Source organism: Phyllobacterium sp. CL33Tsu, from assembly GCF_900113985.1.
Lineage (GTDB): Bacteria > Pseudomonadota > Alphaproteobacteria > Rhizobiales > Rhizobiaceae > Phyllobacterium > Phyllobacterium pellucidum.
Genome location: NZ_FORJ01000003.1, coordinates 311582 through 328640 on the forward strand (window position 1 = coordinate 311582; position 17059 = coordinate 328640).

10 protein-coding genes are annotated in these 17059 nt (G+C 56.2%); 4 read left to right on the forward strand and 6 right to left on the reverse strand.

The window, feature by feature from the left end; genetic code table 11:
• Positions 1-2 precede the first annotated feature (2 nt).
• Genes BM074_RS23305 through BM074_RS14200 form a run of 4 tightly spaced genes read right to left on the reverse strand, consistent with a single transcriptional unit; the run spans position 3 to position 10702 of the window.
• Positions 3-227: a hypothetical protein gene (locus BM074_RS23305; protein WP_244532858.1), complete on the reverse strand. Its 225-nt coding sequence runs from the start codon at positions 225-227 to the stop codon at positions 3-5.
• A 47-nt stretch (positions 228-274) separates the two neighbouring features.
• Positions 275-6154 carry a DEAD/DEAH box helicase gene (locus BM074_RS14190; RefSeq protein ID WP_091922806.1) on the reverse strand — a complete coding sequence of 1960 codons (5880 nt, stop codon included), beginning with the start codon at positions 6152-6154 and terminating at the stop codon, positions 275-277.
• Positions 6155-6167: 13 nt separating this feature from the next.
• A complete protein-coding gene (locus BM074_RS14195; RefSeq protein ID WP_091922807.1) occupies positions 6168-8219 on the reverse strand; it encodes a hypothetical protein in 2052 nt (683 codons plus the stop codon).
• A complete protein-coding gene (locus BM074_RS14200; protein ID WP_091922809.1) occupies positions 8219-10702 on the reverse strand; it encodes a hypothetical protein in 2484 nt (827 codons plus the stop codon). The genes BM074_RS14195 and BM074_RS14200 overlap by 1 nt, the downstream gene beginning before the upstream one ends.
• A gap of 315 nt (positions 10703-11017) precedes the next feature.
• On the opposite strand from BM074_RS14200, the gene BM074_RS14205 reads away from it, so the two are divergent.
• The gene (locus tag BM074_RS14205) at positions 11018-12100 is read left to right on the forward strand and encodes a DNA cytosine methyltransferase (protein ID WP_244532859.1); all 1083 of its coding nucleotides are present in this window, start codon (positions 11018-11020) and stop codon (positions 12098-12100) included.
• Positions 12101-12133: 33 nt separating this feature from the next.
• Positions 12134-12700 carry a very short patch repair endonuclease gene (locus BM074_RS14210; RefSeq protein ID WP_348271663.1) on the forward strand — a complete coding sequence of 189 codons (567 nt, stop codon included), beginning with the start codon at positions 12134-12136 and terminating at the stop codon, positions 12698-12700.
• A 124-nt stretch (positions 12701-12824) separates the two neighbouring features.
• On the opposite strand, the gene BM074_RS14215 is transcribed toward BM074_RS14210, so the two are convergent.
• Positions 12825-13406, reverse strand: coding sequence for a recombinase family protein (locus tag BM074_RS14215; protein ID WP_091922813.1), 582 nt, complete (start codon positions 13404-13406; stop codon positions 12825-12827).
• A 241-nt stretch (positions 13407-13647) separates the two neighbouring features.
• On the opposite strand from BM074_RS14215, the gene BM074_RS14220 reads away from it, so the two are divergent.
• Positions 13648-14631, forward strand: a complete 984-nt coding sequence (locus BM074_RS14220; RefSeq protein WP_091922814.1) for a DGQHR domain-containing protein — start codon at positions 13648-13650, stop codon at positions 14629-14631.
• Positions 14632-14727: 96 nt separating this feature from the next.
• The gene (locus tag BM074_RS14225) at positions 14728-15585 is read left to right on the forward strand and encodes a hypothetical protein (RefSeq protein WP_139217670.1); all 858 of its coding nucleotides are present in this window, start codon (positions 14728-14730) and stop codon (positions 15583-15585) included.
• A 42-nt stretch (positions 15586-15627) separates the two neighbouring features.
• Here the strand turns inward: BM074_RS14225 and BM074_RS14230 are convergent, their stop codons facing one another.
• A complete protein-coding gene (locus BM074_RS14230; protein ID WP_091922818.1) occupies positions 15628-17058 on the reverse strand; it encodes a terminase large subunit domain-containing protein in 1431 nt (476 codons plus the stop codon).
• Position 17059: the final 1 nt, after the last annotated feature.

Sequence of the window (17059 nt, forward strand, 5' to 3'; positions counted from 1 at the left end):
GATTATTTTTTAATATCCTCCTCTGTAAAATCATAGGCTGCGCGGTTGGACAGATTTCCGATCAAACGAATTTGTTCCAGCGCACTAGTAACACGCTGGTTAGCCAGTTGGACAAACTTGCCCCGTTTATCCCGCATAAGCGCCTCCCATGTACCACTCACGAATGTTGCAAGCATTTTGTCGCTGTCAAGCACATTTTCAGAATATGTGAAAAATGTACCCAACATCTTGCGTCAGCTTTTCGGGCAGTCTTATCCCGGGCCGTGCTCACCGTTCAAGCCATGCCAGGCGGTCGTAACCGCGCAAACTCGATAGCTTTGACTGGCCTGCGTGCCGCATCGAACGTATCAATGAAGTAGGTTTCCATCCCGTCGACTTCCCTTAGAGCCCGCCCAAGTTCACCTGCGGCAATAGATTGTTCATCAAGTCTCCAGAACGGATGAACCATTACATAAGCCGTTGATCGACCGTCACGCAGATCCTGCACGACCGGAAGCCCCATTGAACCGATTGCATTGAGTGTCCGACTGACTGGATTGAGATGTTGTAACTCCTCAGCCGTCCGCTGCGCGATCTTTCGCCAGTCCGCAATCTCGCGAGCGGTCCAATCGTTGTCCAATCCAGCCAGCCACCTCTCCTCGATGCACGCGCGCAGGAACCCGACGCCGAGACGCCAATCAAGCAACCCATGATATCCTCTGTTGTTGTAACGCTGCATGCAACGGTAGCAAGATCGCGTGCAAGTCTCTGGATGATCGTTTTCAAAGTATGCGGACACCAGTTTATCGGCGGGGTTCTCCACCATTGACCGGATCAAATCATAAGCGAGGGGCGCCTCCCTGACCGACTCGGCCAATCGTCGGGAAAAGCCTGCCCCATTGACGAGGCTGTCAGCGATTTGAAGCAATGGAAGTCCATCTCGGAGACGCGGTTCAAGAGTTTCGAACTCCTCGGGGCCGATATCCATCTCAAGGGCAGCCCGTTGCATGAGAAGTTGAGTAGCGGACACAGCCGCAGCGCGCATGCTTGTCTTGTGGACGCTCCTCCCGCCGAGGCGGTCGAAGGCCAATCCTGCCGGTACCGATTTCATTCCGAGATAGAACGAATCCGTTCGCTTTCGAGACATTAGGCGCACCGCCTCGGGAGTGGAAGTGATTCCCGATGGGTCGCGCGCGGCAGTCCAGTTCGCAACGTCGGCAAATGTGTCGGAAACGACAAATTGGTGCTTCAGGTTCCTCGCCCATAGGGCCGGCGAGCGGCGCATCATGACGTTCTTCTGCACCGCTTCCTGAACGACAAAGCCGTGCGCCTCCCCGTCGACATCAAGGGGACCATCGTTTCTTCGGATAATCGACGCAAGGTCACCCGTCGCAAAGATTAGATTTGTTCCCTCCCATGCGGATGTCGTGAGATCTTCAACCTCCGAGGAGGTCTCCCGGCGCGTCGGTCGCGAGAGTTTCTCATCCTGGTCCAGCGGAGACGGCCGGAAAGATGTGCGGAAGCCGGCCGGCATATGATACAACGTGAAATCAGTCCCCGGTATCTCCGTACTGCAGTCGGCACAGCGTCCCGCCTCCAAGGAGTCGGGAGACCTAGTATTTGTCGCACCACATGCCGTGCAGACCGCTATGCTCGTCCGATCGGTGTACCATTGCGGGCTTGGCGAGTTCTTCTGGAAGACCACCGTCTGGTCTCGCTCATTGACGCGCATCGCAATTGGAGCCGTGAACCCGATGGACGTATGCTTGCGCTTATCCCTGATGAGGCTTTGGCCAGGAGCGAACTCGTAGATCGCGATATCGAGATCGCGGTCCACCGTGTCCCAATCCAAGGATCCCACATCGGTCTCCGCCGCACCCAGAAGCAAATCGCGAACCCTGGTGGGCATCCCATACATGGGCAACAGTCCATTTTCGGCCAGAAATCCCGCCAAATTGCCGGCCGTCGCCATACCACTCTCTCGCAAGGCAGCAATTTCAGCCATTAGCACATCGCCTGTCAGCGTCGAGATCAGGTTTTCGGCCCGGCGGTCCTTACCAAGTCCGAGTGCTCGCGCCAAACCGTCTCGTTTCGCAACGGTCCGGTCCAAAGCGTCACGTAGGCGATCGGGCCACTCAGAGCCTTCAGCGAAGTATACGACGCAGGGCACGAACTCACCGTGAACGTCGGCAGCTGCGTCGTCACCAGGGTAGTTCGGTCCGCTCTCGCGTCTAAGCAGATCAAAGGCCGCAATGAGCCAAAACTTTCGCAGCAAGCGGAGCGGTATAGCCAGATGCTCGGACGTCAGGAATGGTGGCGGAGGAGGGTCGCCCGTGATTGATTCCGGATGTTGGAAATAATGAAGATCATGGCTACGACTCCGGCAAAGGGTCGCCACCATGGAGAATGCCTGTCCCCGGCGCCCGGCACGGCCGACGCGCTGTTGGTAGTTGAAGCGCTGCGGGGGCATATTGGCTTGATATACTGCTTGAAGGGCGCCGATATCGATTCCGACCTCCATAGTCGTCGTCACGGATAGGACGTCGATCTCCTTTGCCTTCCGGATCAGGTTACTATCGTGCTGTGGGTTGGCATCGACAAAGATGCCCTTGAAGCGGCGAAGACGGTCCGCCGGCGAGCCGGTCTGTCCTGTCAGTTCCTCGCAACGCAGCCGGAACGCACCGGTGCCCTTTTCGTCGCTATGGGCGATGCTACGGGCCAAGAAGTGCCGTTCTCGGATCTCGCGGGTTCGCCCAGTCGGTTCGACAGGGAGTGCGGCCGTGCAACGCGTGCAAATGCCGGCCCCGCGATGAAGGTGGACGCGCGTGCAGTTCGTGCAAGCGAAGTATTCGTGTTCCTCATCAACCAGGCGGACGAACAACCGATCCGGCTCTATGAAACCATTCGAATGTCCAAGGCTTTCCAAGCGCCTTAACACACGGTCAAGCGCCTCTATCCGATCGCATTGGTCCGCAGCTTCAGCGAACTTCCGCACGCGCCGGTTCTGGACGGTATACCCGTTCGGCCACTCCTTTCGCTGTTCGTTTATCTCAACCCACTTGTTCCCACGAACACGATACGCATCCGCGAATACCCGCAGGTATGCATCCATTAGATCGTGGTCAGGCCCCGTGGCTGGGAAGAGCGACGGGTAGCCCAATCCGGTCTCCTCAAGTGCGAAGTATGTCTTAGAGAACAACACATCGTCGATCAGGGGCTTCATATTCGCAACGACCTCATTGCGCGCCTCTTGGATCGCCAGCGGATCACCGCGCTCGCGCCAATTGATCGTTCCATCCTTAGCGGTAAAAAGCTCGTTCCATTCGAACCCCGATCGGCCCTGTTGCTCCCCGATTCTGGCGATTCCAATATCGTCTATCGGATGCATTCCCATCCTAACCATCTTCGACAGGAGGGGCCCGGTTGCGCTCGTTACCAGTTGCCCCGGCACAAAGGTCGTTTCGACTACCGACCTCAACGGAACTCGACCTGGTTCGCTGGAAGTCTGCCGCATGCCAGCGACTCTCGCCGATAGAGCCGCCACCGTCGCCATGTCTCCCTTTTGAAGGGCCTCGTTAATTTGCGCCATAAGGTCGTCGTAAAGGCCGGGATCTTTCTCGGCGAACTCCTTCAAGCTTGCGACGAGTAGCTGACGCCGACTGTCTTGATGATGGCGGCGCTCGATATCAAGCGCGGCGCGTGACGCGTCCTGTCGGCTATCAGAAAATACGACAGTTTTCGGACTGTCGCCACTTGCGTGCAGGATCGAAAAAAGCTCCGTGGCGACCAGCTGGGAACTCTTAGCAAAACCAGTGCGGAAACTCCGGACTGGCGATTGACGAAATTTTGAGCTCCGTCCGCTATAGTCGATGCCGCAGGCGGGGCAGCATTTTGGCCCAGCGGATCCGGGCGCCCTCAAGGAGCTTCCGGCGGTTGGGGGCAGGCAGAAGATCCGGCCGGGTACTGCATTCGGCCTGTCACTCCAGGCTCCTTGGACAACCCCGTTTCGCGTGTCCAAGGTAGCTTCCATCCAGCGCTCTTCTCGCTGGTCGCCCTGCTGAGGGAGCCGCCGACTCGGCCAGAAGACCGCGAAGTCATGATAGCTCAGATCTTCGTAGTTCCCGCTTGCACCTACCTCGGGAAGGCTCTCCAACTCGGGCGACGAAGGCAACAGTTCGACTTGAATGCCACTGTTTCTTTCCGACTCTCCTCGCCTGCCCCCGATGTATTCCTCACCACACGATTCGCAGTAGACTAGCTCGAAAACGCGCTCGCTGATTTCCCCCACGGACCCGTAGGTTGTACCGCGCTCAATGGTGACGCCATCGAAGTCGACCGTCTCGCCACGCACGACCGGAGTGGCGAATAATCCCTCAATACTTCTAAGAAAGATGTGTTCGCGAAAGCTGTTTGTGCCACCGTCGATCTTGATGTCGAGCAGCTCTTCGGTCCGATCACCCAATCCGCGAAGAATCGCGAGGCCGCGCAGCGCACGATGCGTCTCCGATGAACGATCCCCAAACACCCGCTCGGCGATGGCATCAATGCCGGTCGCTCGTAGCCTCTGTTCGTGCGGCGACCAACAGGCGCGCATGAGTACCGCAGCCGCCGCCTCGATCGCTTGTTTAACCCCAAGCTTCGGCTCCTCGGAAGGCGCCGCGACTAAGGCCCGGCCGCAAGCCAAGACTGCTGCGTCGAGTTCCGGAGACCATTCGTCGATGTTGCCGACAAGCTGCCCGGCGGGCGATAGCAGTTCGGTGAGTGCATTAAACGGTCGGCTGTCCAGAGGGAATGACCTTTCGACTTGCGGATCCCGCTGTTTACCGGACACGATAGCCCCTTCCCACTCGGCCGCAGTGCTTGCGCCGGGATCGCCAGCTACCGCACTCGTACCGAATGGGCCAAAGAAGTCGTGCAAATACTTGAGGCTTCTGTCCTTCTCATCTCCCTCCAGCGGTAGAGACGCGCTGGAGGCGAGGATCCTCAGCTTATACCGATGCTCCGGCCGGTCGAGACCAAGACGCTCAACGAGAGCACGGACAAGACCTGAGACCTCGGTGCCGGCCGAACCTCTTACGAGGTGTAGCTCGTCAAGAACCAAGAAGAAATAGGCGTCGTCATCTCGCTCCAACCAGCGCCGCGTCTCTTGGAAGATCGGCGCCTCAATCTCTCGCGATAGCATGGTGCCGAGCATTGAGACGTTTGTGACCAAAACATCCGGCGGCGTGCGGTGCATATCCCACCGAGCTACGAGCTCGTTCCCGTCGACTGACGGGAAGAGGTAGCGCGTCGGCTCGTCTTTCGGGTGAGCGATATCGTGTAGTCGCGCCAGCGATTGATCGTCCTCATAGCGCGCCATAGCATCAGAAACGCGCTTAATCCGCCGCTCAGTCTTGTCCCGTTCGTTTCGTCGAGGATGGGACAAATGGCCGGCGACCGGCGTAGCGCTCGTATAGCGCCCGAAGAATATCCTGTTGCCGTCGAAACGTTCATCCATTACCGCGATCGCCTCGGGAGACGTAAGGGTCTTCCGAAGGCGGCTGAGCTGGTCTTCGACAAGGGCATTCATCGGATAAAGCACTAACGCTCTGACCGCCTTCGGTCGACCCTCGTGTTCGCCTGCCCGGTGGTATCGGAATGTCGTCGGGCTGTCGCGCCACCAAGAGCCGGCAAGATAGCCGGGGCCCGGAGCGGGCCAACGCACGGCTTCCTGCGCGATCGCTGCCAGGATCGGCAGCATAAAGGCTTCGGTCTTGCCAGAACCTGTTCCCGACGTGACGATACCCGGCGACCCCGGTCGTGAGCCGCGCCTAAGCATATCCATTTGATGCGTGTACGGCTTATAGATGCTTCTGCGGCGCACTTCGTCATCGTTCGCGATCCCCGGGAACAAGCCCGATAGAGCGAGTTCGGCAAAGGCTATGCGGCCGGCTCGCGACAAGTCGCGTAGCGGGTTTTCGTCGGACACCATGTCTACAAGGTCCTCAAAGCCCTGCTCGGCTGACTCATAGCGGGGCACCGGCTCAAGAAATGGCATTGTGGCCAAGCTTCCGGGCTGTCTGAGCAACTCGCGGCGTGTAGCTGCGAGGTCGGGACGCCGCACACGAAAGGCCGTATCAAGATACGATATGTACAACTCCCGGATACGCTCGAAGGCACCAAGCGGGTCAAGCATTGGTTTTTTCTCCTCAATCTATAATCGACTTCAGCCACTCTCGGCCCGCACAAATCATTTTCATAACCTCGCCGACGGGCTCCTTGCCACGAAGGTCACCCCATATAGTCCTGATCAAAACATCGGTCTCGGGAGACTGCATCGGCCATGCTGCAAGTTGCGCGCGCAATGGCAGTCCAACATCATCTGAGATCTTCCACTCGAAACATCGTTGTAGCAACGTCTGGAACTCGGACTTCGATGGGCGGGGCTGTGTAAGATGATCGAACCACCCTTTCGCGGTCTGTTCCCGGAAGATCCGCTGGAGCTGATCACCCGTCAGGCCTGCTTGATGTGTTGGCTTGATCGGAATCACTAGCTCTCCGAGACCTCCCACGTTCCGTTCACTGTCAATGACGCGACCTCCCATACTCAGAAACACCAGTAGGTTCGGGGGCCGCTCCGGACTTGTGAGCACCGACACAAACGATCGGATCCACAAGTTCAACGGCGTTCGATCGATTCCTTCTAGAAGCACGATCCTCATCGCTGACCGATCCTGCTCGGCACTCTTCCAGGCCCGAGAAAATGCGGTTGCCGCGCCGGTGGAAGGCATTCGCCAGATATCGTCGTGCCCGAAGGTCGAAGGGTCAAGCGATTGGACCGAGAAGTGGCCTTGCGCCACTACCGAAGAATAGCATCGTATTAGACTTATCGCGATGTCGTTTGATAGGAGGATGGCCTCGCCGGCTCTAACCAATATGTCGATGCCGGTCAGTTCTGACCCATCGAAGCCATGGAGCGAAGCCGCATCGCGTAATGTCGAGGCCAGCTCTCGCCATTCTGTCGGCATAACTCTCTTGTCGAAACGGCGCGGCTGAATCCACGGCATAGGCATCTCGTCAATCATTTCGATGAGATGGCCCTTGTCTTCCAGAATGTTGTCTAGATTTGACGCGAGTCTTCGTACAGGTTCGCTGATCGCGATGCCAGGCTCGCCGAGAACTAGTGCTAAATCCGCGATGGTTGCCTCAACCTCTCGTAGGACGTCGCTTCGTTTTGAAGACCGTTCTTTGATTTCTTCCGAAAGTCGTGCACTTTCCTCGGCAAGTTTCTCATTCTCCTCTGAAAGAGCACGGTTCCGTACAACCAGAGACGAGTGCTTTTCCTCAATTTCCCTTCGGACCTCGTTCTCAACTCGGTTCCGTAGCTCCATAGTGATCCGCTCACGTCTGGCATTGATCTCGGCGCGAAGTCTTTCTTCGATAGGTGACAGAGCACTTAAAACAGAGACGATCTGATCGATCTTTTCGACGCCCAAACTCAGATCCGCGGAAAACCGCTTGATGCGATCGTTTGCAACCTGCCATCCCGTCTGTTGCGAAGGAAACAGCTCGAAGCGGTCTAGCGTCGTCAAGATCGCCTGCACTTGAGCCTTTGTGCTGGGAAAGGGGACGGTACCGTCTTCCGGCGTCGCGATACGTTTCAGTTTCTTCAAAAGCGAGTCGAGGAAATCCTTGTCGACCGACCAATCCACGACACCGCGTTGCTGTCCAACGGTGACGTCGGGGATCGTGAACCATCGTCCCTCCACCTTCACCCCGTCGAAGAGTGAGGAATTGAAATCGAATGTGACGAGCCTGTCGAGACCAGAGAGATCGGCGAAGCTATTTTTTCCTGCACTATGGGGTATAAGTGTGATCCGAACGCACTGGTCTCCGGCCAACGCCACGATCACGTTCTCCCTCCCGCCGGGACTACGAAAGATTCCCGTCTCCACTAGCTCTCGCCTGGCCTGCTCGGGATCGAAGTCCGTGTAGTCGAGCACTTCCTCAATTTTCTGTATCTCGCCGAGATGAAATTGATCGGTCTTTAACGCATCTGCCACTTCAACCGAATCAAACGCGAAGAGAGTATTCGCTGTGACGCCAGGATGTCGCGGGGAAAAGACCTTTCCATCGTTCGGGAAGATCTCTTCCCACGCCGTCCAAGAAAGCCATGAACCGTCCCGAGCAAAAGCGAGCGGCAGAATGCGCGTAAATGGGCGCGGCTCGTACATGCATTTACCCAAGAACCAGTTCGTCATCACTTCGATCCAGATGTCATAATGTTCCAGCCCGGCCGTCGTCCGCTTCTGTGGCGCCACTCGACCATATTCGATTGGGTTTTCGGCGTTTGTCGCTCGGGGACAGAAATGCCCTCTCCGAGGTACCGTCGCAGCCAGACCAGTGTAGCGGCGTCTGACTGGTAGGCGTAGCGCCACGACCCATCGGCAGCGAGAACTGGTCCGGGTGTCCGCAGAGAACGGAACCGCGTCTGTCGAGCAATAGCGCAGGGCAGATATCCTGATTTGCCTAAGCGCATAATTTCGTCGCCGCTCGCGGCGAAGAGGGGAATCCCATTCAGCCTATGTCCCTCAAGTATCGCCGCGACGCGCGATGCGGTCTTCTTGACGATTTCCCCTGCCCTCTTAAGTAAGTATAAATCGGCCTCGTCGCCTCGTTCCCGCACCCACCGTTCCAACGAAATGGATGCACCGCCATCGGGCCGGTCAAGGAAAAGACCATGTCTATACGACCAGGAGCTCGCGAGTTTTCTGCCGTCGGCCGTCCTCGGATCCTCCACCCATTGGCTCATGGAATCAGCGACAGGCAAGCCCGGCAGCTGCCTTGATGGCCATTCAAGCGCGTCGGCTAACTTTCGAACCTCGGCTTGGTGAATAAAAAGGGTACTCGGCGCATAGTCGGACATTCCGGCAATCGATCGAACCCTACCGCCCATACGGGCCACGGCTTCCGAGACCTTCGCTCTTATGACGTTTGGTGTTGCACCGTCGACGACCGCCTCGCTCTCCGACAAGATCAGTAAACTTGGAGGGCGGCACGACCAAACACGACTCCGCCAAACCTTGGAGACATGAAGGTCCAACCAGCCCGCTTCTTGAAAGGTGCGAAGTACGTCCCAGACCATTTTGGGGGAGGGTATGGCACCGCTTATCAACGCAATCAGCTCTCCATCCCGCCAGCCGGTCCCGGCTTTCGTGAAGATCGCCTCCCCAAGGCCTTCCATCCTATTTGGATCGGCCGTTTCCGCCACAAAACGCTCGTTCAACTTGCCCGGGAAGTCCCTTGGGCTCTCGTCGAGCATTTCGTGGTCAAGTTGCCACTGCCGCTTTTCCCCAAAATCGGCATACGCTGGAGGCTCAGGGGCGTCAGGCTCCAATGCCAACGAGATATCTAGTCTGTTGCTCCCCTCAATGAGACCGATGCGCCAGATGCCTTCGACGGCGGTGTCACTCTTGAGAGTGCCGGATTGGTCTATGGCCAGTTTTCCCCTCGTTCCGCTAAGTCGAGCAAGCGAAAGGTCGCCTCGCGGGAGTCGGGTCAGCTCGGGGAGGAACTCTGAACGGCCAAGATAGACGTTGCGTTTAAGTCGCACTCCTCCCGCCAGAGACGGGCTATCTAGTTCGGCAGGGACAAACCCAGCGGCCACGACCTGCGACATCAAATTGGCGGCATCAATTCGTCCCGAAATGTACCATTCAGGGTCTATCTCGCGCCATGTGGTATTGAGCTTCCAGCTTTTCGCTGGCGACAAAAGGCGTGCCACGATCACACAGAAATCATCTGGAGCAGGCCCCTCTGCGTCGCACACCCAACATCCCGCCGACCGCCTGAAGAACGCGTATCCGCGCTCAATGGAGCGAGCAACAGGACTTTGGGGGTATTGGCGGGACAGCGAGACTACGCCATTCCATGAGCCCCCGTCGAGACCGGGCGCAACAAGCACATTCCTGCTCCCCAATGGAGCCGTGAGGATATCGAACTCTGGGATATCCTGCTCGAAGCCGCCGAATCGCAACTCAATCGAAAGAGGCGCACCACGGGATGGCCCAGTTTCAGCGGTAAGTGATTCCTCGATACTCGTCACCAACGACCAGAAACGGTGACCGGCAAGCATAGTCTGTCCGCGTGCCAGACGAAGAGAGAAATCCTTCAATGCCTCCCGTATTGGCGCCGGTATGTCGAGATCGCGATGTGATCGCAGCAATTCCCGCACCAGCCGATTCGGCGACCTCCGGATCGTTTCGGATATCGATCTCAACACCGCAGTAAACTGCGCTCGGTCGCGCCAAGCCGGAAACGCCATTCGAACAGCATAGCCAATCAGCGTCATGCTCCCCGGATCGGGAAGGATCACTTCCCGCACCGGACGCCCCTTTGCCCGTTGCCTCTCGCTCCAGACCGCCAGGTACCGCCATAGTTTGTTCACGCCGCCAACGGAGTGCAGCTCGCCGACGCCGAGCGCCTGCCCAAGCCGAATGCGGAAGTTGTGAGTATCGTCGACGCCCGCCATTTCGTTGACGGCAATTGCGCATGTCAGGACTAGGTACCGGAAGAATGCCGGTTCGTCCTCAGCGAGATTGAGCTGGTCCACTCCATCTAAATAGTAGGTCACGAGCGCGGGATCAAAACGTTTCAGGAACGATCGTAGGGCCTCTTCCGGCCCAAGCTCGGAGAGGCCGGATGCAGCAGCGAGCTCCGGAGACGTGGCGTCGAGGAACGTCATCGGCGTTCCTCCGTACGGGCCGTCCGACGAAAGGTAGTGGCTCGCTAGCCGACGGTTCCATTCTTTCCCGGATAGCGTGACTATTTCGTTCCTCAGACTGCTGCATAAAACGTGCTGATGCACGATTCGCAGTTTAGGAACGAGTTGCGGATTTGCAACTGTGAATATGCAAGAGACGATCAGATATCGCGTCGTGTCCACTAGCGAACAATCGTTGGCTCATTGAAAAAAGTGGTACATTTGATAGGAAAAAGCAGCGTCGTCGGTTCGGCCGATTCGCCAATCGGGATAGACATGTTATCTAGCGAACCTTCAATGCCCGCCTCAACCCAGCTGACCGGTTCCGAAGTCAGTGGCTCTGTCGTAGATCTCTTCTGTGGCGCGGGGGGCCTCACGCACGGATTTCGCCTTGAAGGCTTCGATGTCGCTGCTGGCATCGACATTGATCCTGCGTGCCGATACCCGTATGAAGAGAATAACGATGCGCGGTTCCTTGAGCGCGATGTCGGTGCTGTGGACGCGGCGGAGCTCAATGGTCTCTTTCAAGCGGGGCAGCCGAAAATTCTAGTCGGGTGCGCGCCTTGCCAGCCGTTCTCTAGCTACAATCAGAAGAACGACGATCCTAAGTGGCGCCTGGTTGAAAAGTTTGCCGACCTGATTCTGTCGCTCCGGCCACATGTCATATCAATGGAGAACGTGCCGCGCTTAATGAACTTTCGCGGAGGAGGCGTTTTCGCGGACTTTGTTCAGACGCTAGAGGACGCTGGCTACAAGGTTTTCCATAAGATCGTATATGCGCCCGACTTTGGTATTCCCCAAAGCCGATCGCGCCTCGTCATGCTGGCATCGCGGTTAGGACCAATCCAGCTGATTAATCCTACGCACGCGCCGGAGAGTTACGTTTCTGTTCAAGATGTGATCGGTTCGTTGCCAGAGCTCGCGGCAGGCATGATAGATGCGAAAGATCCCCTCCATCGGGCCAGCAGGCTATCAGACATCAACATGAAGCGAATTCGGGCGTCGAAACCCGGCGGAACGTGGCGCGATTGGGACGACAACCTTATTGCAAAATGTCATCAGGCCACCACCGGCGACGGCTATGTTTCCGTCTATGGCCGCATGAAACACGACGAGCCATCTCCGACAATCACGACCCAGTTCTTCGGGTTTGGAAACGGGCGCTTCGGGCATCCGTCCCAAGATCGAGCGCTTTCACTCCGTGAGGGCGCTATTCTCCAATCCTTCCCGCGGGAGTACAAGTTCGTCCGCCCTACGGACGTCGTCAACTTCAAGGGACTTGGACGCATGATTGGAAATGCCGTGCCTGTATTGCTTGGAAGGGCGATCGCGCAGTCGATCAAGATTCACCTCGGCCAATATCCGGCCACAGATCTCTGATCTATCTGTCCTTTCAAAAGGAGGATTTTCCAGTTGGCTGTTGTTGGACCAGAAGCGGCGCCCAGTCAGGAACGCAGTTCCCTCATGGCCAAAGTCAAGGGCAAGAATACAAAGCCGGAGATTCGAGTTCGGCAGATACTCCATCGCATGGGACGGCGTTTCCGATTGCATCGACGTGATCTTCCTGGCCAACCCGATATCGTTCTACCGAAACACAAAGTTGCAATCTTCGTTCACGGCTGCTTTTGGCATCGTCATCCCGGTTGCCGGTTAACAACAACCCCGAAAACGCGGGTCGACTTCTGGCAGAAGAAATTCGACGAGAATGTTCAACGTGATCGACGAAACATCGCAGATTTAGGTTTTGCTGGTTGGTATCCTTTGGTCATCTGGGAGTGCGAGACCCGCGATGTCGATGCTTTGGCGGCATCGTTACGGCAGCGGCTGCCACAACAGGATTGGGCCGCAGGTCAAGCTATGGCGCCGTTTTTTTCGGGTTGTTCAAACGAGCATGCGAGAGACTGCACCTCAAGCAAATGTGTTCCGGTGCTGGATAAAAAGCCAGCATCGGCTAGCGAATCGGTACCTCTCGAACGCTAAAAAGCGCGGGCTTCGCGACCGCTACGAGGCCACAGAGTCTCTTCAGTCCGCGCCCTCGAGTGGATCACCCAACTTGCGCCAGGGGCCTTCTCCCTATCCCCATCAAATCTGAAGTGAAGCGGAGCTAAGAAGGCGCGGCTCTTTCGTCGGCCCTTGGAGCGTCTTTCAAAACATTCTGCACCGTCGCCACGCTAAATCCGACGCTCTTGGCGATCGAGCGAAAACTTTCGCCAGCGGTCCTTCGGGCCTGTATGTCCTTGGCTATTGCTTTCGTAACCGCCCTCGGCCGCCCGCCGGTCCGACCCTCAGCTTTGGCCCGCGCGATGCCCTCCATTTGCCGCTCGCGCCGGATGGCGGTTTCAAACTCGGCAACGGCCGCGAGAACCTGGAGCTGGAGCTTGCCGGCCGGCGTCGTCATGTCGAGGCTTTGGTCAAGCGCCTTGAAGGCGACACCCTTGGCCTGCATTTCCTGAACGATATTGAGCAGATCGACGGCCGAGCGTGCCAAGCGATCGAGCTTCGTTACCAGCAGCGTGTCACCCTCCCGCACATAGTCCAGGCATTTTTTCAGCTCTTCGCGCTCGCGATCAACGCCCGAGCGCTTTTCCTGAAAGATTTTAGTCGCGCCGGCCGCTTTCAGCCGTTCCACCTGTCCCGCGTGATCCTGCCCGACGCTGGACACGCGCGCATAGCCGATAATCTGCATTTCCGTACACTTTCCTCTAAAAGAACACTAAACATAGTATTAGTGTACGCAAAGAATACGCGCAAGCGGCTATGTGCTAAAAAGTGTACTTTTCTGTACGGAGCTCTTTCCCGCGCACACTTTTCCAATCTATGTCCCATACAGCAGCGTGTCGGATCGTTGTTAAATTTCACCCGCTTGTCGTCAATGAAGGATCCGAATAAAAGGATATCTGAATCGTAGCGATAGTTGGGGGAAATCGGTGGCTGACGCGACTGAAGTAGAAGAGTTTCTTAGTTACACTGCATCTCTAATCACCCAAGGAAATCACCGTTTCTACAGCCTGACTATACCCTCGGATGTCCTTGCACGAACCTGCTTCGTCGTTGATAGGGACGAAGACCCTATCGCAGGGTTCCAACGTCTTTTGGACAGAGATCGCGCACAGCAAATTGCTGACTACATAGATGCAGGATTTGGTACTATTCCAACATCTGTGGTGCTTTCGGCACAGAGTGTGTCGGAATTTACTTACGACAGCAGGAAGAGAACCGTACGATTCCGAGATAGTCCGAAGTCTTTCTTAGTTCTCGATGGGCAACATCGTATTTACGGGTTTCATTTGGCTAAATCTGAACTTCGCGTTCCGGTGGTAGTTTACAACGAGCTTACACGGGTCGATGAGTCTCGTCTTTTCATCGACATCAACACTAAGCAAAAGCCCGTGCCGAACGAGTTGCTTCTCGATATTCGCAAACTCGCGGAATACCGAAACGACGTTGAAACTCGTCTAGGAGATATATTTGACCTCTTTGCCACAGAGCCAACAAGTCCACTACTTGGATCGATGTCACCCTCTAAGCGTAAGAAGGCGCATATCTCTCGCGTAACTTTCAATGCGGCCATGAAACCTATACTGGGGCTTTTTGGAGAAGCGTCGCCCTCCGAAATTTACCGAGTTATGGCGGCCTACCTTACGGCCTTTATGAGTCATGCAAACGAGAGAAAGCTCGATATCGATGCGACTTTACCCATTGTATTTCGTGCGATTTTATCGATTTTCCCCGAAATAGCACAGCGTGTTCGGGATCGTTTCGGGACACGGTACTCAGCGGACGATTTTTCTGAGATCCTGTCCAATATGCTGAGTAATGTGAAGCCCTCTTCAGTGAAAAACGTTGGCGGCAGCGTGAATGCTTATGCCAAGGTCTTTACGGACGGGCTAAAGACGAAATCTATCTTTTAAATGGCGCTGACTGTCGTCGAATCCAGCAGGTTGATGTGGTGCCCTGGCTTGGCTCAACTAACAGGGCACCCACAGGGTACTGTCCATAGTTGGCTCATGACAGCAACTTATGCGCCCTCTGCGAGCAAAAAGGAATTGATGCTTTCAGGCATCAACAACCAAGATTTTCTTGAAGCACTGGGAGCCGATATTAACCGAACAGCTTCTGCAGCAAGTGAAACGATCAAAAATATCATTGAGATCGACGGTTTGACCAAATCCTTAGCGTGGCCCTATGTCAAACTTTACTATGCCGCGCTCTTTTACGCGCACGCGACGCTACGTCTCTGGGGCAGATCGCCAAGTTATTTCCGCACGCTGGAGTTAATGCGTTTGAGGAACATGCTCGACGCCTACGGGATAGCTCCACCTTTCAAAATCCAGACAGGTCAATATCTTCTATCTGCTGACATGAGGGGATCTGCAGTAAACGTCGCGGTGGATAGCGGTGGCAGTGGGTCACATGAGTCAGCGTGGAGGGAATTTCATCGTGCACTCTCTGAGCTTCTAGTGGAGGTAAAGAACGGACCCTATCTTGCCGCCGACAGGGAAAACGTCGAAAAGCAAATAAAAGCATTTGCGGCGCTCATTTCAAAAAATGGAAACAACGTTTCTTGGCCATCTCAGATGAGAAACGACATCCACTACCGTCAAGCAGAAGGTGTGTGGTATCCCTACCAGGGAAAAGCAAAGACATCTGCCCTACAGCAGGAGCTTACATCCGCCATTGATGGACGCGTTCTGTTCTCCGAACTTGTAACGGCCTCAGGTAGCGATCTTTTGCAATTCCGGTCAGCGTGCATCGCGGTCATTTGCTTAGGCAGAGGCATCATCGCTGACATGAGTGCCGTTGGCGGGTCGAAGAGCTTCCTGCGATACGGGCAACGTAAGTTTGAAGATGCTTTGACTGCCTAATTCGCGCCACTTATCTTTGGGTCGCAGGTTAGCGCAACTGACTCAATCACCAAGTTCATGAAGTCGAAACGCGTTTGCGACGAGCCAAGGGCTTCTGAAGTTTGGATCGACCGAAGGCCTCGCAAGATAGGGCCTGCTCATCGCAGCATATCGGGCAGAGTCGGCAGCATGGTCCTCAGACTCCGTATCCAGGTCCTCGATGTTGTGGGGATCATGCTGCAACATGGGCAGCGTACGGATGACGTTGCGGCACTGATCCATGAAGAAGACCATTGCAACGCCATCGGCATTTCCTTTCAGCCGGGCCCTTAACTCGGTCCAGCCGCCCGTGCGCTTATCGTGATTGGCCCGCTGGTTATCCGCCCGCCGGAACGCAGCACCATGGCGTAACAGGGTTTCTGCAATCGACGGCCCCGAAATCACTGCGAAAGCGGCCGGATCAAGGACGGCATAGCTAATGTGCTCCCGCCGGCAGTTGACGGTCTCGCGCTCGACAATTGCGCGAGCGACCTCTTCCGCCGTGAGCTTCAGTCCGACATTCGGTTTACCCGGCTGCATGCCGTAGTATTCGCGGTAACAGATCAGCGCACCGCGCGGGATCAATCGTCCATCATGCTCGGTATCTTCCTGACAGACGGCCCACCAGTGGACACAGAATGGCCGAGCTGAGCCCCAGTCCATTGAACGAAACTTGATCCAGCCGCTGGGGATCGGAAACGGTGGGATGACGTGCCGAGCCATCGAGAACTCCGGGAAGTAGCTACCTTCGATGACATCCCAATCCCCCTCGAGCCAGGCTCGTACGCGCTCAGGTGAGCCAACGCTTTTCAGACGATCGACATAGCGCGGGTCGGCGTTGAGCAGGGCAGGATTGTCGCTGACCTTGGCGGGTATGAAGACCCGTGTAAGTCCGGTGTCCGGATCCAAAACGACGTTATAGGGACCGTTGTCGACGAACATCGACTTCACGCCAAAATGGCTTGGACCGCCCGGATTGCAACTCACTTTGAGCTGGCCGTGGATGCCCTTTGCCGATCGCAGCGTGGCTAACAGGGCCAGGATCGGGTCGAGCGAATTGAGTTGTGTCAGTTCATCGAAATAGACGCGTGTCAGGCTCCATCCCTGAAAATTGGCGGCATCACTTTCGTTCTCCAGATAGGCACACACGAGCTTCGCTCCGTTGGCGAAGCGGAACGTGTTTCCCTTCTCCATGTAGCGGGCCGCATTCCCGTACATGCTCGAAGCAAGGTCGATGAAGTCCTTCAGGTCCTCGCGGGTCTTGCGCAACATGAGGCCCTTCGCGTCGGGGCCGTATCGCTCGGCGTGGAGGAAGAAATCGAGTGCCATGGCCCAACTCTTTCCGCCCCCTCTCGCACCGCCAAAGCAAACGATATCAACGCTGGTGCATTCGACAAACGCCGTCTGTGGGCCCTTCTGCGGTTTGACGATCTCGACCTTGACGTCCTCGTTCATG